The organism is Faecalicatena fissicatena (genome assembly GCF_016900595.1).
In the GTDB taxonomy this organism is placed as follows: domain Bacteria; phylum Bacillota; class Clostridia; order Lachnospirales; family Lachnospiraceae; genus Claveliimonas; species Claveliimonas intestinigallinarum.
In genome coordinates this window covers 107,454-125,990 of record NZ_JACLYY010000006.1, presented here as the reverse complement: position 1 = coordinate 125,990, position 18,537 = coordinate 107,454, and the positions used below count along the sequence as shown (strand labels likewise).

Genomic DNA, 18,537 nt, shown 5'->3' with positions numbered 1-18,537 from the left:
TGTGCAAAATATCAATAGAATTTTCTCTATTTTTATGGATTTCCGCTCATTTTTATGTGGAAAACAGGCATTTACTCGGGCAGCACATCCGGCGTGAAGGAAACCGCATCCCCCTTCTCCACAAAGTGCTCCAGGTGGAGTGTTCCCCGCTGTCCCTCCAGCTTCGCCAGAATGGGGGAAATCTGGGCAATCTTGTCGGCGGTGATGTCGTCCCCCAAAAGCACGCATATTTCGCCGAACCAGAGCTGGATGTCCCCGTCGCTGCACACGATCCGGTCCGGGGAGAGTGCAAATTCCGCCACCTCCCGGGTCACCTCCAGGATGGATTTAAACAGGGCCTCATCCCCGTTCTCAAGGGGCTTGTAGAGCTCCGCCCCAGACACATCCAGCCCCTCGATACAGGGCACTCCCTCCAGGACCTCGCTGCTCATCTTCACAACCAGCCCCTCCTCGTCGAAGTACACATTCTGCTCGCCGCCTGGCACGCAGGCCAGTATCTTCTTCTCATCCACAGTCACCTTTACGGACCAGGGGGCCGTAAGAGTCACCTTCATGGAGTTCAGGCTGCCCGGCATATCATAGTCCGTAAAGCGGTACTTGTACAGGAGATAGAGCGAATTCTTGGAGAGCGGATCCTCCTCCACAAGATCCACGATCTCCTGGCTGTCTGTGTACTCATTTCCCTTCACTTCGATCTTCTGCACATAGAAGAGCAGAAACAGGGCCAGCAGGATAATGGCAAGCCCCAGAACAATGACTGTCAGCGCGTATATTTTATGGGACATTTTGTAGCCCCTGTTTTTCTTTTGCTTCATGTAAAGCCTCCTGTATTCCCGCCGGCCGCCATGGCAGCCGGCGCTTTCCTGTTATTTTACCAGAGATGACACGCTCAGCACAAGCCCCATTTCCAGCAGGAGGAACACCACCGAGGTACCCCCGTAGCTGATAAAGGGCAGGGTGATGCCTGTGTTGGGAATGGTGTTGGTCACTACCGCGATGTTCAGGATCACCTGGATCAGCATGTGACCCATGGCCCCGGCGGCGATAAGGGCCCCGAAGAGGTCCGGGGCTCTGCTGGCGATGACGTAGAACCGCCAGATCAGGATGAGAAAGAGCAGGAGGATAAAGCCGGCCCCGAAAAGTCCCAGCTCCTCACAGATGATGGAGAAGATCATGTCGTTCTGGGCCTCCGGGACAAATCCCAGCTTCTGCACACTGTTTCCCAGCCCCCGGCCAAAAAGTCCCCCGGAGCCGATGGCGTAGAGCCCCTGCAGAGTCTGGTAGCCCTTCTCGTAGGCCTCCGGGTTTCTCCAAATGGCCAGCCGCTCCAGGCGGTAGCTCTCCAGAGCCAGAAAGACGGCCAGAAAGGCACAGCCAATGACTCCCATCCAGACAAACTGCCCGTACTTCGGGCTGGCGATGAACACAAGGATTACCCCGATGCCCAGGATGATGATGGCTGTGCTTAAGTTGCTGGCTCCCACAAGGCCGGCCACCGGCAGGACCAGGATCATGATCCCCGCCATAACCCGCATCTTCTTTACCCTGTCCGCGCACTTCGTCACAAGATCGGCCAGGAAGAGGATCACTGCCACCTTGGCGAACTCTGAGGGCTGAAAAGAAAACGGGCCCAAAGAAAGCCATCTTCTGGACCCGTTGTACTCATCTCCCACAAGAAGGACAGCGACGGACAATAGCACTGCTGCCAGGTAGGCCGGCAGGGCGAGACGGCGCAGGGCATGGTAGTCCATATTGGCTGTCACGAACATGGCCGCTATCCCGATGGTTGTGGCAAAAACCTGCTTTTTCAGATAATAATAAGGATCGTTAAACTTCACTTCCCCGTTCCAGGCGCTGGTGCTCTGCAGGATCACAAGCCCCGCCAGGAGGAGAAGAGACAGCGCCGCAAGCAGCGTGTAGTCATATTTTTTCTTTCTGGATGAACCCGGCAATCTATGCTCTCCCTTACAAGGAATTTACAATCTCTTTGAATTTATCTCCCCGTTCTTCATAGCTCCTGAACATATCCCAGCTGGCGCAGGCGGGTGACAGAAGAACCGCATCCCCAGGCGCCGCGGCGGATGCCGCTCTTTGGACTGCCTCGTCGAAGCTATCCGCAAACACATAGTCTGTAAAGCCGCACTCCTTTGCCTGGGCGGCGATCTTCTCCTTTGTGGCTCCCAGGAGCACAAGGAGCTTCACCTTCCCTCCAAAGCTCTCGATCCACTCTCTGTAGTCGGACTGCTTGTCATAGCCTCCCCCGATCAGCACAGTGGGCCTCTTCATGGCCTGGACCGCCTTGATAGCCGCATCCGGATTGGTGCCCTTGGAGTCATTGTAGTAGGCCACGCCCCCCTTTTCCGCCACGAACTCGATCCGGTGCTCCACACCCCTGAAGGCCTTCACCGTATCACGTATCACGTCCATGGGGACGCCGTAGGCGATGGCCATGGCGGAGGCCGCCATCACATTCTCATAGTTGTGGGTGCCCAGAAGCTGGAGCTCATCCACGCTGCACAGCAGCTCCTCCGCCCCTTTGGCTCCCCTGTATATTATATGACCATCCTCCAGATAAATGCCTGCCTCCAGCTTCCTGGCGCTGGAAAACCAGATCACCTGCGCCCGCAGGCTCTCCCCGAATTTGCGGAGCACCTCGTCCTCGTAGTTGAGGACGCAGAAATCCTCCTCTGTCTGGTTCCTCGTGATATTCTCCTTTGCCTGGATGTAGGCCTCCATGGTGTGGTGCCGGTTCAGATGATCCGGTGTCAGGTTGAGGATGGCGGACACCCTGGGACGGAAGGTAACGATGCTCTCCAGCTGAAAGCTGCTCATCTCCGCCACGATGACGGAATCGTCCCTGGTCTGGTCCACCACTGCGGTGTAGGGATTGCCAATATTTCCCACCACAAAGACACTGTCAAAGGCGTTCTTCGCAATCTCCCCCAGAAGAGAGGTGGTGGTGGTCTTCCCGTTGGTGCCTGTGATGGCCAGGATCTCTCCTCTGCCAAAGAGGTAGGCCAGCTCAATTTCCCCGATGATCTCTATCCCCATCTCCCTCATCTTCTCTATGACGGGCAGATCTGTGGGCACGCCGGGGCTGAGCACCACAAGGTCCAGCTCCCCCAGCAGCTCCTCCGGGAAAGGCCCCGTGATGATCCTGGCACTGCTGTCCTCTCCCAGTTGTTCTCTGATCTTATCCTTGTCCAGCTTTTCATTGCCGTCATAGAGAACCACACGGGCGCCTCTCTTCTCCAGCAGGGATCCAGCGCCGATGCCGCTGATCCCCAGGCCGAACACGAGTACTTCTTTTCCTGCTGTATCCATTGTATCCCTTCTCTCCTTCCTGCTACATGGCCATGAGAGCGATCAGGCAGAGGATGGCTGTGATGATGGAAAACACGGCCACAACCTTTGTCTCCGACCACCCGCAGAGCTCAAAATGATGGTGGATGGGGGCCATCTTGAAAAACCGCTTGCCCCCGGTTTTCTTAAAGTATGTAACCTGGATCATGACGGAGAGCACCTCCACCACATAGATCAGTCCCACGATGATAATGAAAATGGGCATCTGCAGCATGTAGGCTGTGGAGGCCACAAAGCCGCCAAGGGCCAGGGAACCTGTGTCCCCCATAAACACGCTGGCCGGGTACACATTGAACAGAAGGAACCCGAGGAGGGCGCCCACCACCGCGCAGGTGATCGGCTCGATGCCGCTCTTCGTCCCCACTGCCACCACCGTGAAGAAGGTGGCCACAAGTACGGTCACGCTGGAGGCCAGACCGTCCAGGCCGTCTGTAAAGTTCACCCCGTTGACCGTACCGATCACCGCCACAAAGAGCAGGGGGATGGCCAGCCATCCGATATCCAGGTATCTGCCGCCGGAGAAGGGGATGAGCATCGTCAAAGGCACGTCTGTAAACTTCACAAGGTAGAAGGCAAAGACCGCCGTCACAAGGATCTGCAGGGCCATCTTCTGCCTGGGGAAGAGCCCGTCAGACCTCTTGAGCACCACCTTCAGATAATCGTCCAGAAATCCGATAAGTCCAAATCCCAGAGTCACAAAGAGAATGGGAATAATGTTCGGATACCGCCCGATGTAGATAACGGATGTGAGTACCACCGCGGTCAGGATGATGACTCCTCCCATGGTGGGAGTGCCCGCCTTCTTTAGGTGGGATTTCACACCCTCCTCCCTCTCCGTCTGGTCCATTTTCAATCTGCGGAGCACCGGAATCACAACCGGGCCCATGATCACGCTCAGCGCAAAGGAAATGAGCACTGGCACAAAAATTGTATAGTCCATAGATACACCTCTCGTCTCTTTCGTTATTTTCCTGGCCCAGGACTGCCGGGGCAATCCATAGCTCCATTCAGTATACTTCATTTCTCACTCTTTTTCAACGCCAAGATAGGGGAGGATGTTCTCAAAAATGTCCCGTATCACCGGCGCCGCAATGGTTCCCCCATAGTAGACTCCCTGGGGATTGTATATAATGCACATGCCAAGCACCTGAGGGTCGTCCGCCGGCGCAAATCCGATGAAGGAGGAGATATATTTGTTCGCGCTCCTGGGGAGCGTCTGGGAGGTGGCTGTCTTGCCCCCGATCCGGTATCCCTCTATGGCCGCGTTTTTACCCGAGCCCTCCGCCACCACCTTCTCCAGGATCGTGCGCATGGTCCGGGAGGTCTCCTCCGAGACGATGCGGTCCTTCTTTCCCTGGTTCAGCGTCAGCTTCTCCCGCCCCTCCTCATCCAGCACCCGGACTCCCACATGGGGCGTCACCCGGTAGCCGCCATTTATGATAGAGCTGACAGTGGCCGCCATCTGGATGGGTGTGACCTGGAAGGACTGGCCAAAGGACATGGTGGCAAGCTCCACAGTGCCTATATTTTCCCGCTTGTGCATGATGGTCCCGGCCTCCCCTGGCAGGTCCACTCCGGTCAGGTCAAGGAGACCGAACTGCTGATAGTAATCGCAGAAGGTGTCCGCCCCCAGCCGCAGCCCCACATCGATAAACACCGGATTACAGGAGTTCATGACACCCTCCACAAAGGTCTCCTGCCCGTGTCCTCCCACCTTGTGGCAGCGGATCTTCCGGTCCTCCACCACCCGGTAGCCGGGGCAGCTGAAGGTGTCATCCAGAGACACCACGCCCTCCTCCAGAGCCGCCGAGGCGGTGATGATCTTGAAGGTAGATCCGGGCTCGTAGGTGTCGTTGATGCACCGGTTTCTCCACATCTGGTTCAGAGCGTCCTGCTTCTCCTCGTCCGACAAAGCGGAGGTATCTGTCCCTGTGTTCAGGGTGAATGGGTCGTTCAGATCGAATTCAGGCACATTCACCATGGCCATTATCTCCCCGCTTTGCGGGTTCATGAGAAGGATGGAGACGCCGTCGGCCTGTTTCTCCTCCATCACCTTCTCCGCCATCTGCTGGGCGTACATCTGCAGATTGTAGTCAAGACTTGTCTGCAGGTCGTTTCCGGCCACCGGCTCGATCCGGTCCTCCGCCTCCCCGGGAAGCTCTATGCCCCGGGCGTCCGTGGTGGTCAGTATGGTGCCGTTCTGCCCCTTCAGGTACTCCTCATACTTCACCTCGAGGCCGATGATCCCCTGGTTATCCGCCCCGGTAAACCCAAGCACTGTGGAGGCCAGGTCCCCGTATGGGTAATACCGCTTGAAATCCTCATCCACCTTCACCCCGTCAAGGCCCATATTCCGTATAATGTCCCCGGTCTCCTTCTCCACGTTGGTTCTGATCCGCTCCATGGAGGAGACCTTCTCCACCTTCTCCCTGACCTCACTCTCCTCCATCTCCAGCGTCTGGGACAGAGCGCGTATCACCGCCTCAGGGTCCGTGATCTGGCTGTGGATGACGGAGATGGTGCACACGGTCCGGTTATCCGCCAGCACATGGCCTGATGCGTCCAGTATCCTCCCCCTGGCCGCCTTGATCTCCCTCTCCCGCTCATGGAGAGCCTCCGCCTTCTCCTGGTAGTAGTCCGCCTCAAAGACCATCAGCCAGACAAGGCGCCCGGCCAGGAAAAGCAGGATGAACAGGGCCCCGAGAAAAACGATGAAGAGTTTCTTCTTATTATATGTCCGGTTGCGCACAGAAAAACCTCACAAAAGCCTTTCTACAATTTATGAGTGCTTCTGTGAGGTTATACATCTGCCCGTATGCTGTTTTCCCTTTGCGCTGCTTTCTACTGATCCGATCCGGCTGACGCGTCCGCCGTCTGGCTGATGCCCAGGTAGGGGAAAATCTCCTTCATGATGTCGCTGGCCATCTGGACGGCCAGAGAGCTCTGGGCCTGGTCGTATTCGTTGGGCTCATCGATAACTACATAAATGGCGATCTCCGGATTTTCCTGGGGTGCGTAGGCGATGAAGGAAACAAGGTTTTTGCCGTCGCTTCGGGGCAGCTTCTCCGCCGTCCCCGTCTTTCCTCCCACCTCGTAGCCCTCTATGTTGGCTGCTTTGCCGCTGCCCTCCAGAACCACGCCTCTCATGTAGTCCTTCACCAGAGTGCTCGTATCCTCCGATATGGTCCTCTTCACAAGGACAGGGTCCACATTCTCGATCACGTTCCCGTTCTCATCCTGGATCTGCTTCACGATGTGGGGCTCATAGTAGTAGCCGCCGTTGATGAGAGAGCAGAAGCCCGCCATCATCTGAGTCATGGTCACGTTGAAGTTCTGTCCAAAGGCATTGGTGGCAAGGCTGGTCTCGTCCATGTTGTCCGCCGTATAGAGAAGGGCCGAAGTCTCCGCCTCACCCGGCAGGTCGATGCCGGTCATCTCGCCAAAGCCGAAGGTGTGCTGATATTTGGAGAAATCCACCGCTCCGATCATCTCCCCGATCTGCATCAGAGCCACGTTGCAGGAGTTCTCTATCGCCCCCTTCACCGTCAGGGTTCCGTGTCCATCCCGGTTGATGCAGTGGATATCATAGTCCCCGATGTGGAGAGAGCCGCCGCAGTAAAAGGTCTCATCCCCGGTGAGGGCGCCCGTCTCAAGCGCCGCCGCCACAGTGAAGGGCTTGATGGTGGAGCCGGGCTCATAGGTGTCGGTGACGCAGAAGTTCTTCCACAGGCTGTTGAGGACGTCCAGCGTCTCCTCGTCACTCATGGCGTCGATCTCTTCCTGGGTGTAGTATTTCGTCAGATCCCTGGGATTGTTCAGGTCAAAGTTTGGATAGCTGGCCTCCGCCAGGATCTCCCCGTTCTGGGGGTTCATGACCATGACCGCCGTGTTCTTGCTCCCCTCCCCGGGAGTGGCGTTGTTTTTCCTCTCATCGTTGAACTGCTGGATATACTTTTCCACCACGCTCTGCACCTGCAGGTCAATGGTGGACACCACGGTCTTTCCGTTCACCGGCTCCTTCACGGTCCGCTCCACGGAGGAGCCGCTGTCCAGATAGCCGTACTCCCGGCCGTCGGTGCCGTTGAGAGTGGAGTTATAGTACCCTTCTATGCCCCCATTTCCCACATTTCCATCCACAGTGAACCCAAGCACGTCAGAGGCCAGGGTGCTGTAGGGGTAGGTCCTGTGATAGTCATCCTCCAGCCAGATCCCCTGGACATTGGGATAGTTCTCATCATCGTCATCAATGGCGTTGAAATTCTGGGCCGTCTCGTAGTCGATCCCCTTTACGAGGATGCTGTACCGGCTGTCCGGGCTGTTCTCTATGAGACTGTCCACCGTCTCCTCCTCGACGCCAAAGCAGTCCTTCAGCACCTGCTTTGTGGGCTCCACGTAATCCTCATCGCTGAGCATGGTCTTTACGTCCAGGATCACATTGTACACCCGCTCGCTGGTGGCCAGCTTGGTGCCGTTCCGGTCCACGATATCCCCCCTCTTGTAAGGGATGACCCGGCTGTCATACTGCTGCTGATCCAGCACGATCTTTGTATATTCCTCTCCGCTGGCCGCATTGATGTAGGTGATCCTCACCACAAGACCAGCAAAAGCTAGTATGATCCCCACATAGAGGATAACTAGCTTTTTCTGCATAAATTTGGGAAATTTCTTCCGCAATAATTTCTTTACTTTTTTGGTCATCTTTACACCTTAGTCCTGTACATTGTCTGCGCTCGCAATGATACCACTCTCCGGTATCTGCTCATACTGTGTCACGTAATCCCCCTCAGGACTGTCATATTCTACGATCTGGCCGCTCTGGGCGGGCACCATTCCCAGCTCACCCTCCGCCTTCTGCTTGATCTGGTCCATGTTGACGGAGTCGACAATGGAATTGTATTTCGTGTTGTTCGCCTCCCGCATGTCAGCCAGCTCCTCCTGCAGCGCTGTGATGTTGCTGGAGCGGCCGGCGATCTCTGACTGGAGGCGCACATAGTTTACGCAGATAAAAAGGGCCAGCACCGCTGCCACGGAGAGAAAGATCACGTATCGCTTCCCGACCCGCAGCTCTCTTCTCTGGTTCTGGCGTACCCGCCGGCTCTGACGGCTGCTTTTCCCTCGCCTGGGCTCCCGCGACGGCTCCCCACGCCGCTGGGGCTCGTAATCCGGCTTTGGCACTGCGTTGCCGTACACGTACATAGAACGGGAATCAGCGCCGCTTCTTCTGTATGTATTTGTCCTTCTGGATGATGCTCTTCCCGCAGCCATCTGATAATCCCCTTTCTATATACTCCCTGCGCCCGCCCGCCTACTTTCTCTCGAAGATCCGGAGCTTCGCGCTCTTGGAACGGCTGTTCTCCTCCATCTCCTCCTGGCTCGGCAGAATAGGTTTTCTAGTTAAAATACTCCCTTTTGAGACCTTTCCGCACACGCACACCGGAAAATCCTTCGGGCATGTACAGGGATCCTCATTTTTCTTAAATGCGCTTTTCACAATCCGGTCCTCCAGTGAGTGGAAGGTGATGATGCAAAGCCTTCCCCCCGGATTTAGCAGATCGATCATATCGTCCAGAGAATTCTTCAGCACATCCAGCTCTCTGTTCAGCTCGATCCGGATGGCCTGAAAGGTTCTCTTGGCCGGATGCCCGGACTTTTTCTGGAATTTCATGGGAATGGCTCCCCTGATGATCTCCGTCAGCTGTCCGGTTGTTTCGATGGACCTCTTCTCGCGTTCGATCACGATATGCTTGGCAATGTTCTTGGCAAACCTATCCTCCCCGTAATCTCTGATAACGCGATAGAGGTCCTTCTCACTGTAGTCATTGACAATGTCCCTGGCCGTCATCGTCTGACGCCTGTCCATTCTCATATCCAGGGGTGCATCTTCGCGATAGGAGAATCCCCTCTCTGCCGTATCTAACTGATAAGATGATACGCCCAGATCGAGCACGATCCCATCGACCTTGTCAATGCCTAATCCTTGGAGCACGGACTTCATTTCACAATAGTTGCTCCGGACTATCGTGACCTTCTCCCCGAAGTCCTTTAAGCGGATGCCCGCCGCCTCTATGGCAGCCTCATCCTGGTCTATTCCTACAATACTCCCCTTGTCACCGAGACGTCTGCATATCTCGTACGCATGTCCGCCTCCACCAAGCGTTCCGTCCACATAAATGCCGTCCGGCCTGATGTTTAATCCATTGACAGTTTCTTCAAGTAATACTGACCTGTGTTTAAATTCCATATCTTCTCCCTCTAGATACTGAATCCACTCTCCTCCATATCAGATGCAATATCCTCAATCGTGAGCTCCAGTTCAGCATTCTTTTCATCCCATCTGGCCTTGTCCCAGATCTCGGCACGCTTCCCCATACCGATAAACACAACCTCTTTCTCGAGCTTCGCGTAGCTGCGCAGGGCCGGTGGGATTAAAGTTCTACCTTGCTTGTCAAGGTCGCCGTCATTTGCGCTTCCCTGAAAGAAATGCGCAAAAGCACGGGCTTTTTTGTCTGTGGTCGTTGGTAAGGCGTTAAGCTTCTCTTCAAAGGCGGTCCATTCGTCTTCAGGATACACGTACAGGCAGTTCTCCATGCCTTTTGTTATGACGAAATGCTCCCCCAGATCGTCACGGAACTTGGCTGGAATGATCACCCTCCCCTTAGGGTCGATATTGTGACTGTACTCTCCTTTCAACATCAGAACTCACCCTCTTTCAAAGTGGCCTGCCACTTTCGCACCACTTTGTACCACTTTTCACCACTTTCTACCACTTGAAACCATTGTAAACCACTTCATTGGTGATTTCAACCCCTTTTTTTGCAAAAATCCAAAATATAGCGCACAGTCGCCTGCCGGATGCCCGCTCGCGGGGGCACGGCAGTCACCCTACGGACATATCGCACAAAAAAAGAAGACAGGCTTTCCTGTCTTCTCTCGTCTTCCATTATAGTGTATTTCTCGGGGATCTCCCCCGCTGCTGCCCGCTCCGTCCCGGATCTGCCGGCTCTGCCGTCATCCTACTGCGCCGTATTCAGGCTTGTCTCGTAATCCGTGATAGCGTTATAATCCACCTCCGCGGTCTCCACAGGCCTGCTGCTCTCATACCTGCTGAAGGCGGAATAGCCGATCCATCCCACAAGGGCCACAGCAAGGACCGCAACCACACAGCGGCGGATATAATACTGGATCTTCTCCTTTTTCATGGTCTTCCTGCGGTTGGCTTTTTCCTTTTTATATCTGTCCACTTTTTCCTGGCTCATCTTCATGCACTCCTTCTATCACTCATCAGCTAGTGCCTATTTTACCATAAAAGCCCGGATTATACAACCACGATTATGCCTCCGTCGGCCGCGTACATACTGCTGATCCCAGCCGTATCCAGCACGATTACATCCTTGGGCCGTATCCTTTCAAGGAGCAGCTCCTTCACCTTCTTGGCCCGCTCAGGGCAGTTGCAGTGGCTGATGGCCAGCACCTTCTCCTCCGGCTTTTTCACACCCCGGACGATCTCGTCGATCATTTTCTCCAGAGCCTTCCTGATGCCTCTGGCCTGCCCCAGCTGACAGATGGTCCCCTGGGGGGTGGAGCCCATGACTGGCTTGATATTCAGGGCGGAGGCCATCAGAGATTTGATGCCCTTCAGCCGGCCGTTCTTGCGGAGCGTCTCCAGCGTCTCCAGCACAAAGTAGGTGTGCTGTCCCTCAATGTAGGCCTCCACTGTGCGGACCACCTCCTCAAACTCCATGCCGGCCTCCTCGCACTCCTGGATCTTCAGGGCGATCAGCGTCTCTCCGATGGAGGCGGACCGGGAGTTAAAGACATAGATATCCTTCTCTCCGTACTCCTCGTGGTACAGATTTTTCCCCAGCACAGCGCTGTTGTAGGAGCCGCTGAGCTCAGCTGACAGAGTCACCGCGTAGACGTGCTCAGCCTCGCAGTGATATCCCTCCATGTAGGTCTCCGGCGAGGGACAGGAGGACTTGGGCGAATTAGGGCTCTGGGCGATGAGGGCCAGGAACCTCTTCTGGTCAAATGTCTCATCGTCCACGATGTGATGCTCATCAATATCAATGCTCAATGAAGCCGTCTCGAAATGCCCGCAGCGCTTCATCTCCTCCGTAAGCTCTCCGCAGCTGTCCACAATAATCTTATAACTCATTTCCGATCAATCCTCCGCGTTATCCATTGCTATTATACATAGTATCAAAAACCACTTTATACATCATAGCACAATAACGCGCGCTTGAAAAGGGTTTTATCAAATCCTCCCGGCAATGACTTTCGGCAATCATCCCATCCTGATCTGCCTGGATATTCCAAGGGCCAGTCCCATCTCCGCCATGAGAAAGAGGATCGACGTGCCTCCGTAGCTGATGAAGGGCAGCGTAATGCCCGTGTTGGGGATCAGATTGATCACCACTGCCACGTTCAGGATCACCTGGAGAGCAATATGACAGAAGATGCCGCTGGCCACAAGGGCGCCGTACATATCCGGCGCGTTCTGGGCAATCACCATCAGGCGATACAGAAGGAGTCCAAAGAGGAGGAGCACCATGATGGCCCCGAACACTCCCAGCTCCTCGCAGATAACCGACAGGATCATATCATTCTGCACCTCAGGGATAAACTGCTTCTGGGCACTGTTTCCCAGCCCCTTTCCAAAGAAGCCGCCGGAGCCCACCGCGTAGAGCCCCTGCACCACCTGGTAGCCGATACCGGAGGAGTACCGCTCCGGATCCAGCCACACGAGCAGTCTTCCCAGGCGGAAGTTCCCGGAAAAATCCCCAGCCTCCACGAGAGGCCCCAGGATCACGGGTATAAGGAGCACCGCCGCCACCCCCGCCACAACGGGCACAATGAACATGGCTTTCTTCGGATGGACGATAAAGACCATCAGAAAAGAAATGCCGAACACGATGATGGCTGTACTTAAGTTCTCCGTCAGGAAAAAGACGCAGGCTGCCGACAGAGCTCCCCAGCAGAGCACTCTCACAATCCCCGCCAGCGTACCTATCTGCTTTCCTACCTGGCAGATCACCACGGGGATAAAGAGGATGACCGCGATCTTGGCAAGCTCCGAGGGCTGCAGCTGCTGGCCCAGGGGCAGCTTAATCCACCGTCTGGCGCCGTTCACCTCTTTCCCCAAAGGCGTCTGCACGAGGGCCATAACGATCAGGGATAGGAAGAAAATCTTCTTCGCCAGCCTGGACCAGATATGATAGTCGATCAGCGAAACCAGATAGGCGCCCAACGCGCCTGCCAGGCAGAAGAGGATCTGCCTCTTAAAATAGTACATGCTGTCCCCGTAGTCCACCTGGGCCGCATAGGCGCTGGCGCTGTAGAGCATGACCAGCCCAAAGCAGATCAGAAAGACCATGGAGACCACCAGACTGTAATCAAAGTACCGTATACTGCTTTTCACTCTCGCCCGCACCTTCTCCGATCTGGCGGAGGCTTCCCCCGGGCGGCTGTTTCCCCTGCTGCTGTCAGGCATCTGCCTGACCTTGCTGTTTCTGTTGTCCATTACATTTACACTCCAATCATTGTGCCAGTCTACACCGACGCATATATTATAACGGCAACCGGGGATAAAAACAAGCCCGGAACAGGAGGGCGCCCCGCAGAGGCTCCTCCCGTCCGGGCTGAAGGCTTCTATGCTCCTTCTCTTCTATTTTCCCAGGTCAAAGGCCGGGTTGAAGGCGTAGAAGTTGCGGCTGTCCAGATGGTCCTGGACAATGCGCAGGCTCTCGCCAAAGCGCTGGTAGTGGACAATCTCCCGCTCCCGCAGGAACCGGATGGGATCAGCCACCTCCGGGTCCTTCACAAGCCGGAGAATGTTGTCGTAGGTGGTCCTTGCCTTCTGCTCTGCCGCCATGTCCTCGTGCAGATCCGTGATGGGATCCCCCTTGGACTGGAACACCGTGGCGCTCCAGGGCACGCCGCCGGCGGACTGAGGCCACAGGGCCAGCGTATGATCCACATAGTATTTGTCAAATCCGGACCGTTCGATCTCCTCCGGGGACAGATTTTTCGTGAGCTGGTAGACGATGGCACAGATCATCTCCATGTGGGCCAGTTCCTCCGTCCCGATATCCGTCAGCGTCCCTGTCACTTCCCTGTAGGGCATGGTGTATCTCTGTGACAGATAGCGCATGGAGGCGGCCAGCTCGCCGTCCGGGCCTCCGAACTGGCTGATGATCACCTGGGCCAGCTTCGGGTTGGTCTGGGTGATCTTCACCGGGTACTGCAGTCTCTTCTCATAATTCCACATAGATCAGCATCCTCCTTCCTGCCATGGCCACGGTTCACCTGTCCAGTTCCACCTGTCCGTCTCGGAGGCGTCCGCCGTATCGATGGTGAGGGGCCCGTAATATTTGGCATATTCCTTCAGAGCCCGGTTTCTCTTTTCCTGGCACTCGTCAAAAAAGGCCAGCGCCTCCCTGTCATCAGGATGAGTGTCCAGAAAAAGGGTGGTGTCATTCACCGCAAAACTGATCACATTGATCCAGTGAAGCAGGTCTCTCCTGCACGGTCTGTTGTCTGCCATCAGCGTCTCCCTCCTGCTCCGGTAAATGGTTTGTTCAGCTCCTCAAAGATCGTCCCGCAGCAAAAGCCTTTTTCCAGGTCAAATATTCCATACCACTCCTGCCACGGCACATAGGCCATAGCGACAGGCAGGTCAGAGAGCTGCCTGCCGCTTTGCTGCGCTCCCCGGTACATGCCCTGGTTCGGACAGCTCCGTCCCTGCCGGCTCTGACAGTCCTGTGTCTGATAACGGTAATTCGGCATGTCATTTACTCCTTCCATTACAATCTGCACTATTATTTTATGGAAGGGCCGGGAAAATGTGACAAAAGAGGAGCCCCCCCCGGCAGGCGCGCCCCCGGACAAAGCTCCTCTTTTTATGGCTCTTCATTCTGTTTTCGCAAAAATTATATCAGAATTATTTCATCAGCTTTTTGATGGACTCGCAGAGCTCATCCACCACCTCCGTGTTTCCCTTCTGGATCTCCTCCACCACGCAGGAGTGGATATGGCTGGATAAAAGCTCCTTGTTGAACGCATTCAGAGCCGCCTGTATGGCAGACACCTGGGTGAGGATATCCACACAGTACTGCTCCTCCTCCAGCATCTTCTTGACGCCCCGCACCTGTCCCTCCACTCTGTTCAGCCGGTTCATCAGTTTCCTCAGCTCTTCGTCATCTCTGTGCTTTGTCTTCATGTCTGTCTTTCCTTTCGTCACCGCTGCCCGGCCATGTACCGGCATCTCCTGATGCCGGACCGGGTCAGATCAGAGGATACTTCTTCGTAAGGCCGGCCACGATCTCCCTGGCCTTCTCAATATTCTCCTCGCCTGCAAGTACAAGCCTGATCGCCTCAGCGATCTGCTCCATATCGTCCTCCTTCATACCCCTGGTGGTGACAGCCGGCGTGCCGAGTCGGATGCCGCTTGTGACCATGGGGGAACGGGGATCATTTGGAATGGTGTTCTTGTTGCATGTGATGCCCGCCTGGTCCAGACGCTTCTCCAGCTCTTTTCCGGTCACGTCCTCTCCGCTCAGATCCATGAGCATCAGGTGGTTATCCGTTCCTCCGGACACCAGCTTCATTCCCTTTGCCATGAGAGCCTCGGACAGGGCCTTCGCGTTCTTCACAATCTGCTTCTGGTATTCCTTGAACTCCGGCTGCAGCGCTTCCTTGAAGCAGACCGCCTTCCCGGCGATCACATGCTCCAGGGGGCCTCCCTGGATGCCCGGGAACACTGCCTTGTTGAACTTGAACTTATCTGCCGCCTCCTGGCTGGAGAGGATCATACCGCCTCTGGGTCCCCGCAGCGTCTTGTGGGTGGTGGTAGTCACCACATCCGCATAGGGGATGGGGCTCTCGTGGAGTCCCGCCGCCACCAGTCCGGCGATGTGGGCCATATCCACCATGAGGTAAGCTCCCGCCTCATCCGCAATCTCCCGGAATTTCTTAAAGTCAATCCTTCTGGCGTAGGCGCTGGCTCCCGCGATGATCATTTTGGGCTTCTCCTCCAGAGCAATCCTGCGGACCTCATCGTAATCGATAAATCCCTCATCATTCACGCCGTAGAAGGATGTCACAAAATAGCTGCCGGAAAAGTTCACCGGTGAGCCGTGGGTCAGGTGTCCGCCGTGATCCAGGTTCATGCCCAGGATCTTGTCACCGGGCTTTAACATGGCGAAAAATACGGCCATGTTCGCCTGTGCGCCGGAGTGGGGCTGCACATTGACATACTCACAGCCAAACAGCTCCTTTGCCCTCTCCCGGGCCAGGTTCTCCACCACGTCCACGTACTCGCAGCCACCGTAGTAGCGCCTTCCCGGATAACCTTCCGCGTATTTATTGGTCAGCGGGCTTCCCATGGCAGCCATAACCGCCTTGCTCACCCAGTTCTCGGAGGCAATCAGCTCGATATGGGAGTTCTGTCTCTCCATCTCATGCCGGATTGCCTCTGCCACCTCGCTGTCTGTCTTCTGGATCTCCTCAAAACTGTACATTTTCTCTCCTCCTTGTAGCTAGTCTATCGCTGTCTGTTATGTTTTAGCAGGCATCGCAACCACGATGCTCATATTATATCATACATCCCCGGGCAAAAAAAGGAGTATGGCGCCACTTTCTGCCACACTCCTTTGCGTGCCCTTTTTGTAAGCCCTGTCTGCTTAGTTGGGATTGGGTCCCAAAGTCACGGAGACGGTCTGCTCCTGATATTCCCCACCGCTTGCGGGAACCTGGACAGTCAGCTCCACAGTCTCGCCCACCGCATAGTAGGAGAGCTGATCCTGCAGCGTCTCCATGCTGTCTATGGTAACGCCCTCCATGCCAGTGATGATGGTTCCCCTGGCAAGTCCTGCCTGTTCGGCGCCGCCTCCCTTTGTCACCTCAGAGATGTACACGCCTGTTGGCATATTGTAAGCCTCGCCGATGTCAGAGGAGACATCCTGGCCTGTGATACCCAGATAGCCTCTCTCCTCGTCAGAGACTCTGGTTCTGGTCTCCCGGTTCATCAGATTAGTCAGCACTTCGCTGGCGTCTGAGATGGGAATGGCATAGCCCATCCCCTCCGCCACGCTGGAGCTGATCTTGGCCGTGTTGATGCCGATGACCGCCCCGTTGGCGTTGAGCAGGGCCCCGCCGCTGTTGCCCGGGTTGATGGCCGCGTCTGTCTGGATGAGCTCACTGTCAAATCCATCCATGTCGATCTGCCGGTTTGTGGCTGAGACAATGCCCGTTGTCACGGACTGTCCGTAGCCCAGGGCATTGCCGATGGCAATAGCCGGCTCGCCCACCTGCACCTCATTGGAGTCACCGAGAGTGGCAATGGCGATGGCGTCCATGGTGGAGTCCTTGATGGACTCCAGGGGAACGGCCACGATAGCCAGATCCTTGGAGGGGTCTGTTCCCTTTATATTGGCCTCCACATTTTCATCATCCACAAATGTGACAGTCAGGGTGTCCGCTCCCTCCACCACATGATTGTTAGTGGCGATCAGAAGCTCTGTGTCAGACTGCTGAACGATGATGCCGGAGCCGAGGCTCTCGCTCTCCTGCTCCTGGGTCTGTCCAAAGAAGCTCTGAACCTCCTGAATACTCATATTAGTGATGGACACAATGGAGGGCATAGCCTGCTCCACAATGTCGGACACGTCGGAGGTCACTGTGCTGGAGGTCTGGTTCAGCTGAGTCGCCGTGGATGTCTGGCGCACCTCCTTTGTGTCCTCTCCGACAGCCCGGTCCACAATGATGTTCCCCGCCTGGAAGGCCGCGCAGGCCACAAGGCCAAACACGAGTCCTCCGCTGACGATGGACAGCCATCTCTTCGAGCTGCCGCCCCTCTTTTTCTTCGGCGGCTTCTCTGTCTGCTGCCCGTTAAATATATTCTGATCATCCGGCCCCGGATTGTAGTAGTTGTACTGATTATCCATAGTGCAGACTCCTTTCATAATCTCATGCTTTCTATGACTGTAGTCTAACGTATAATTGTGTTTAAACTGTGATGAATTGATTAAATAATGTTAAAACTCGTCTGCAGCCTTTTATGCCAGTTCTTTTTTCGCAAGCTCCAGGGCACTGGCGATCACCTTGTCCATGTCGTAATACCGGTAGGCTCCCAGCCTGCCGCCGAAGATCACGTTTTTCTCCTCCGCTGCCAGGGCGGCGTACTCCTCATAGAGGTGGGAGTTCTTTTCGTCATTAACCGGGTAGTAGGGCTCATCCCCCACCTTCCACTCAGAGGAATACTCCCGGGAGATCACGGTCTTTTCCTGGGTTCCGAACTCAAAATGCTTATGCTCGATGATCCTGGTCCAGGGCACCTCCCTGTCCGTGTAGTTGACCACCGCGTTCCCCTGGTAGTTGTCACAGTCCAGCACCTCTGTCTCGAACCGGACGCTCCTGTACTCCAGAGGTCCCAGCCTGTAGCCGTAGTACTCATCGATCATGCCGGTGAAAACGATCCTCCCAGCGGCGCCCTCATAGGCCTCTCTCTCCTTCAGGTAGTCCACGCCCGTCCGAACATCCGCCCCCTTAAGGAGCTTCCGGACGATACTGGTATAGCCGCCGATGGGGATGCCCTGATACCTGTCATTGAAATAATTGTTGTCATAGGCGAAGCGCAGGGGCAGCCTGCGGATGATAAAGGCGGGCAGATCCTTACAGTCTCTTCCCCACTGCTTCTCCGTGTAGCCCTTCACCAGCTTCTCGTACACATCCCGCCCCACAAGGGAGAGTGCCTGCTCCTCCAGGTTCCTCGGCTCCTCGATATGCAGATCCGCGATCTGCCCCTCGATGATCTCCTTAGCCTCCCGGGGCGTGCGGATGTTCCACATCCGGCTGAAGGTGTTCATGTTAAAGGGGAGATTATACAGCTCATCCCTGTACACAGCCACCGGAGAGTTGATATAGTTGTTAAACTCCGCGTACCGGTTGATGTAATCCCAGACTCTCCTGTCCGAGGTATGGAAAATGTGGGCCCCGTACCGGTGTACCTGGATGCCCTCTATCTCTTCTGTGTAAATATTTCCCCCAATGTGGTCCCTTCTGTCCAGCACAAGGCAGGTCTTTCCCCTGTCCATGGCCTCCCTGGCAAACACCGCGCCAAAAAGGCCGGCTCCCACTATAAGATAATCGTATTTCATCAGCAAATTCCTCTTCCAC

Annotated in this window: 19 protein-coding genes; all 19 read right to left on the bottom strand. The window is 55.5% G+C overall.

Annotated elements, in window-relative coordinates:
* Positions 1-71 precede the first annotated feature (71 nt).
* A complete protein-coding gene (locus H7U36_RS07880; RefSeq protein ID WP_033126503.1) occupies positions 72-815 on the bottom strand; it encodes a cell division protein FtsQ/DivIB in 744 nt (247 codons plus the stop codon).
* Between the two features lie 51 nt (positions 816-866).
* Complete coding sequence (locus H7U36_RS07875) at positions 867-1,952, bottom strand: FtsW/RodA/SpoVE family cell cycle protein (RefSeq protein WP_033126502.1); 1,086 nt, start codon at positions 1,950-1,952, stop codon at positions 867-869.
* A gap of 13 nt (positions 1,953-1,965) precedes the next feature.
* The gene (gene murD, locus H7U36_RS07870) at positions 1,966-3,324 is read right to left on the bottom strand and encodes a UDP-N-acetylmuramoyl-L-alanine--D-glutamate ligase (RefSeq protein WP_033126501.1); all 1,359 of its coding nucleotides are present in this window, start codon (positions 3,322-3,324) and stop codon (positions 1,966-1,968) included.
* A gap of 22 nt (positions 3,325-3,346) precedes the next feature.
* Positions 3,347-4,303: a phospho-N-acetylmuramoyl-pentapeptide-transferase gene (gene mraY, locus H7U36_RS07865; RefSeq protein ID WP_033126500.1), complete on the bottom strand. Its 957-nt coding sequence runs from the start codon at positions 4,301-4,303 to the stop codon at positions 3,347-3,349.
* A gap of 84 nt (positions 4,304-4,387) precedes the next feature.
* Complete coding sequence (locus tag H7U36_RS07860; protein WP_191493639.1) at positions 4,388-6,112, bottom strand: peptidoglycan D,D-transpeptidase FtsI family protein; 1,725 nt, start codon at positions 6,110-6,112, stop codon at positions 4,388-4,390.
* 92 nt (positions 6,113-6,204) lie between these two features.
* On the bottom strand, positions 6,205-8,013 hold the full coding sequence (locus H7U36_RS07855) for a peptidoglycan D,D-transpeptidase FtsI family protein (RefSeq protein ID WP_242842861.1): 1,809 nt from the start codon (positions 8,011-8,013) through the stop codon (positions 6,205-6,207).
* A gap of 57 nt (positions 8,014-8,070) precedes the next feature.
* Positions 8,071-8,628, bottom strand: coding sequence for a hypothetical protein (locus H7U36_RS07850; RefSeq protein ID WP_243425711.1), 558 nt, complete (start codon positions 8,626-8,628; stop codon positions 8,071-8,073).
* 40 nt (positions 8,629-8,668) lie between these two features.
* Positions 8,669-9,604 (bottom strand): 16S rRNA (cytosine(1402)-N(4))-methyltransferase RsmH, encoded by a 936-nt coding sequence (gene rsmH, locus H7U36_RS07845; RefSeq protein ID WP_033126496.1) that lies wholly within the window; start codon positions 9,602-9,604, stop codon positions 8,669-8,671.
* An 11-nt stretch (positions 9,605-9,615) separates the two neighbouring features.
* The gene (gene mraZ / locus H7U36_RS07840) at positions 9,616-10,056 is read right to left on the bottom strand and encodes a division/cell wall cluster transcriptional repressor MraZ (protein WP_033126495.1); all 441 of its coding nucleotides are present in this window, start codon (positions 10,054-10,056) and stop codon (positions 9,616-9,618) included.
* Between the two features lie 320 nt (positions 10,057-10,376).
* Positions 10,377-10,619, bottom strand: coding sequence for a hypothetical protein (locus H7U36_RS07835; RefSeq protein WP_033126494.1), 243 nt, complete (start codon positions 10,617-10,619; stop codon positions 10,377-10,379).
* Between the two features lie 59 nt (positions 10,620-10,678).
* Positions 10,679-11,518 (bottom strand): DegV family protein, encoded by an 840-nt coding sequence (locus H7U36_RS07830; protein WP_033126493.1) that lies wholly within the window; start codon positions 11,516-11,518, stop codon positions 10,679-10,681.
* A gap of 129 nt (positions 11,519-11,647) precedes the next feature.
* Positions 11,648-12,853 carry an FtsW/RodA/SpoVE family cell cycle protein gene (locus H7U36_RS07825; RefSeq protein ID WP_205156005.1) on the bottom strand — a complete coding sequence of 402 codons (1,206 nt, stop codon included), beginning with the start codon at positions 12,851-12,853 and terminating at the stop codon, positions 11,648-11,650.
* A gap of 174 nt (positions 12,854-13,027) precedes the next feature.
* On the bottom strand, positions 13,028-13,630 hold the full coding sequence (locus H7U36_RS07820) for a manganese catalase family protein (RefSeq protein WP_033126492.1): 603 nt from the start codon (positions 13,628-13,630) through the stop codon (positions 13,028-13,030).
* Between the two features lie 3 nt (positions 13,631-13,633).
* A complete protein-coding gene (locus tag H7U36_RS07815) occupies positions 13,634-13,906 on the bottom strand; it encodes a spore coat protein CotJB (protein ID WP_033126491.1) in 273 nt (90 codons plus the stop codon).
* Positions 13,906-14,148: a spore coat associated protein CotJA gene (locus H7U36_RS07810; RefSeq protein WP_243426727.1), complete on the bottom strand. Its 243-nt coding sequence runs from the start codon at positions 14,146-14,148 to the stop codon at positions 13,906-13,908. The genes H7U36_RS07815 and H7U36_RS07810 overlap by 1 nt, the downstream gene beginning before the upstream one ends.
* A gap of 154 nt (positions 14,149-14,302) precedes the next feature.
* Entirely contained in the window at positions 14,303-14,581 is a 279-nt protein-coding gene (locus tag H7U36_RS07805; RefSeq protein ID WP_033126514.1) for a metal-sensing transcriptional repressor, read from the bottom strand.
* A gap of 64 nt (positions 14,582-14,645) precedes the next feature.
* Positions 14,646-15,881 carry a serine hydroxymethyltransferase gene (glyA, locus tag H7U36_RS07800; RefSeq protein WP_033126489.1) on the bottom strand — a complete coding sequence of 412 codons (1,236 nt, stop codon included), beginning with the start codon at positions 15,879-15,881 and terminating at the stop codon, positions 14,646-14,648.
* 162 nt (positions 15,882-16,043) lie between these two features.
* Positions 16,044-17,306: a S1C family serine protease gene (locus tag H7U36_RS07795; protein ID WP_191429068.1), complete on the bottom strand. Its 1,263-nt coding sequence runs from the start codon at positions 17,304-17,306 to the stop codon at positions 16,044-16,046.
* 111 nt (positions 17,307-17,417) lie between these two features.
* Positions 17,418-18,518, bottom strand: coding sequence for a UDP-galactopyranose mutase (gene glf / locus H7U36_RS07790; protein WP_205155981.1), 1,101 nt, complete (start codon positions 18,516-18,518; stop codon positions 17,418-17,420).
* Between the last annotated feature and the right edge of the window lie 19 nt (positions 18,519-18,537).

Excerpts from the sequence above, each read along its gene's own strand:
- mraZ (WP_033126495.1), bottom strand. The coding sequence starts at position 10,056 with ATGTTGAAAGGAGAGTACAGTCACAATATCGACCCTAAGGGGAGGGTG.
- H7U36_RS07880 (WP_033126503.1), bottom strand. The coding sequence starts at position 815 with ATGAAGCAAAAGAAAAACAGGGGCTACAAAATGTCCCATAAAATATAC.
- glyA (WP_033126489.1), bottom strand. The coding sequence starts at position 15,881 with ATGTACAGTTTTGAGGAGATCCAGAAGACAGACAGCGAGGTGGCAGAG.
- H7U36_RS07815 (WP_033126491.1), bottom strand. The coding sequence starts at position 13,906 with ATGGCAGACAACAGACCGTGCAGGAGAGACCTGCTTCACTGGATCAAT.
- murD (WP_033126501.1), bottom strand. The coding sequence starts at position 3,324 with ATGGATACAGCAGGAAAAGAAGTACTCGTGTTCGGCCTGGGGATCAGC.
- H7U36_RS07820 (WP_033126492.1), bottom strand. The coding sequence starts at position 13,630 with ATGTGGAATTATGAGAAGAGACTGCAGTACCCGGTGAAGATCACCCAG.
- H7U36_RS07810 (WP_243426727.1), bottom strand. The coding sequence starts at position 14,148 with ATGCCGAATTACCGTTATCAGACACAGGACTGTCAGAGCCGGCAGGGA.
- H7U36_RS07850 (WP_243425711.1), bottom strand. The coding sequence starts at position 8,628 with ATGGCTGCGGGAAGAGCATCATCCAGAAGGACAAATACATACAGAAGA.
- H7U36_RS07855 (WP_242842861.1), bottom strand. The coding sequence starts at position 8,013 with ATGCAGAAAAAGCTAGTTATCCTCTATGTGGGGATCATACTAGCTTTT.
- H7U36_RS07825 (WP_205156005.1), bottom strand. The coding sequence starts at position 12,853 with ATGCCTGACAGCAGCAGGGGAAACAGCCGCCCGGGGGAAGCCTCCGCC.
- mraY (WP_033126500.1), bottom strand. The coding sequence starts at position 4,303 with ATGGACTATACAATTTTTGTGCCAGTGCTCATTTCCTTTGCGCTGAGC.
- H7U36_RS07795 (WP_191429068.1), bottom strand. The coding sequence starts at position 17,306 with ATGGATAATCAGTACAACTACTACAATCCGGGGCCGGATGATCAGAAT.
- H7U36_RS07830 (WP_033126493.1), bottom strand. The coding sequence starts at position 11,518 with ATGAGTTATAAGATTATTGTGGACAGCTGCGGAGAGCTTACGGAGGAG.
- H7U36_RS07835 (WP_033126494.1), bottom strand. The coding sequence starts at position 10,619 with ATGAGCCAGGAAAAAGTGGACAGATATAAAAAGGAAAAAGCCAACCGC.
- glf (WP_205155981.1), bottom strand. The coding sequence starts at position 18,518 with ATGAAATACGATTATCTTATAGTGGGAGCCGGCCTTTTTGGCGCGGTG.
- H7U36_RS07805 (WP_033126514.1), bottom strand. The coding sequence starts at position 14,581 with ATGAAGACAAAGCACAGAGATGACGAAGAGCTGAGGAAACTGATGAAC.
- rsmH (WP_033126496.1), bottom strand. The coding sequence starts at position 9,604 with ATGGAATTTAAACACAGGTCAGTATTACTTGAAGAAACTGTCAATGGA.